The 1983-nt window shown below is 31.0% G+C and carries 2 protein-coding genes; both read left to right on the top strand.

The features are described 5' to 3' along the window. The first annotated feature begins 90 nt into the window (after nt 1-90). Complete coding sequence (locus tag DIU01_RS09725; protein ID WP_290833922.1) at nt 91-621, top strand: YceI family protein; 531 nt, start codon at nt 91-93, stop codon at nt 619-621. 4 nt (nt 622-625) lie between these two features. Then, nucleotides 626-1891: an NAD(P)/FAD-dependent oxidoreductase gene (locus tag DIU01_RS09720; protein ID WP_290833920.1), complete on the top strand. Its 1266-nt coding sequence runs from the start codon at nt 626-628 to the stop codon at nt 1889-1891. The last annotated feature ends 92 nt before the right edge of the window (nt 1892-1983 follow it).

Raw genomic sequence — 1983 nt, 5'->3', positions numbered from 1 at the left:
TAAATTTGTGTAGATACTTTGGAAACTATTTTGGTATCTAAAGTTTCCATTATACTTTTGTCAAATAATTCAAACTTAATTTTCTTAAAAATGACAATAACTAAATGGAATTTGAACACCAATCAATCTGATTTCATGATTAGAGCGAAAAACTCAATTATTGCCTACTTAGACAGTTCATTCAATAAACTTGATAGCTCTATTGACATTGAAAACAATCAGCTTACTAATGCTAATGTAGAATTTGTATTGGATGTAAATAAAAAAGAAGGTAAACTAGAACACATTGATAGTAATTTAAATTTAAAGGATTTTATTGATTCAAATCAGTATCCATTGGTGACTTTTAAATCTACTTCATTTGAAAAAGTTAATAATGACATCAATTTTGTCAAAGGAAATTTAACAATAAACAATATTACAAAAGTGGTTGAACTCGATGCTAAAATTGCTGCTTCAGATTCAAATCACCAATCATCTAAAGTACTTATAGAAATTATAGGAGAAATTAATCGTAAAGATTTTGGATTATACTCTAATTCAAATCAAGAAAATAACGGATTGTTAATCGGCTCGAATATTAATATCACAGCCAATTTAGAATTTGAAACCAAAAATTAACACGATGAAAAAAAAGATAGTAATAATAGGTGGCGGATTTGCAGGATTAAACATCGCAAAAACACTTTCGAATGTTGAAAATTTCGATATAACATTGGTTGACAAGGTAAATTATAACTTTTTCCCACCGTTATTATATCAAGTAGCGACTGGATTTTTAGAATCGTCTTCGATAAGTTATCCGTTTAGAAAAATGTTCTCAAAATCTAAAAACATCCGTTTTTGGCTAGGAGAATTGATGGAAATAAATCAATCCGAAAATAAAATTACACTTTCTAATGGCGAATTAAATTATGATCATCTAATAATTGCTACTGGAACTACAACCAATTATTTTGGGATGGAGAATGTGAAGCGAAATGCTATTGCCATGAAAACGCTTGAAGAAGCATTGAACATGAGAAACATTTTGTTGCAACGTATCGAGGCAGCATCGATTTCTAAAAACCCAGAGGAGCAAAAGCAATTAATGACCATCGTTGTTGCTGGTGGTGGACCAACTGGTGTAGAATTATCGGGAATGTTTGCCGAAATGAGTAAAAATATCATTCGAAAAGAATATCCAGAATTAGAACACATAACAAATACCAAAATTTACTTAGTTGATGGAGCGAATGCGCTTTTAGGTCCAATGAGTTTAAAATCGCAACAATATACTTTAGAAGCCATTAAAGAATTGGGTGTGGAAGTAAAATTAAACGCACAAGTTATTGATTTTGATGGAGAAACAATTTCATTTAAAGATGGATCAACCATTAAAACTAAGAACTTAATTTGGGCAGCAGGAGTTACTGCAATGCGTTTCAATGGTCTATCGGAAGAAAGTTATGGAAGAGCAAACCGATTAATTGTGGACGAATTCAACATGGTAAAAGGAACAAAAAACATTTATGCCGTTGGCGATACTGCATTCATGGAAAGCGACAAAAGTTTTCCAAATGGTCACCCACAAGTTGCTCAGGTAGCGATGCAACAAGGTAAAAATCTTGCTAAAAACCTACTGAATTTAGAATTTAATAAACCTAAAAAAGTATTTATTTATAACGATAAAGGTTCAATGGCGATTATTGGTCGAAGTAAAGCTGTTGTTGATTTACCAAAACCAAAAATACATTTTAAAGGAACAATTGCGTGGCTAGCTTGGCTTTTTGTTCATCTAATGTCATTGTCAATGCCGAGAAATAAAGTAAACACCATTTACCATTGGGCATTGGCTTATTTTACAAAAAATTCTTCCCTTAGAATGATCATACGACCAGACAAAAAATAGTAGTGTTAAATTTATGTAAATACTTTGGAAACTATTTTTGTATTCAAAGTTTCCATATTACATTTGCATCCGAAAATAGATTACAATAGAAA

The organism is Flavobacterium sp. (genome assembly GCF_003525665.1).
Taxonomy (GTDB): Bacteria; Bacteroidota; Bacteroidia; order Flavobacteriales; family Flavobacteriaceae; genus Flavobacterium.
This window is presented reverse-complemented; position numbering and strand designations above follow the sequence as displayed.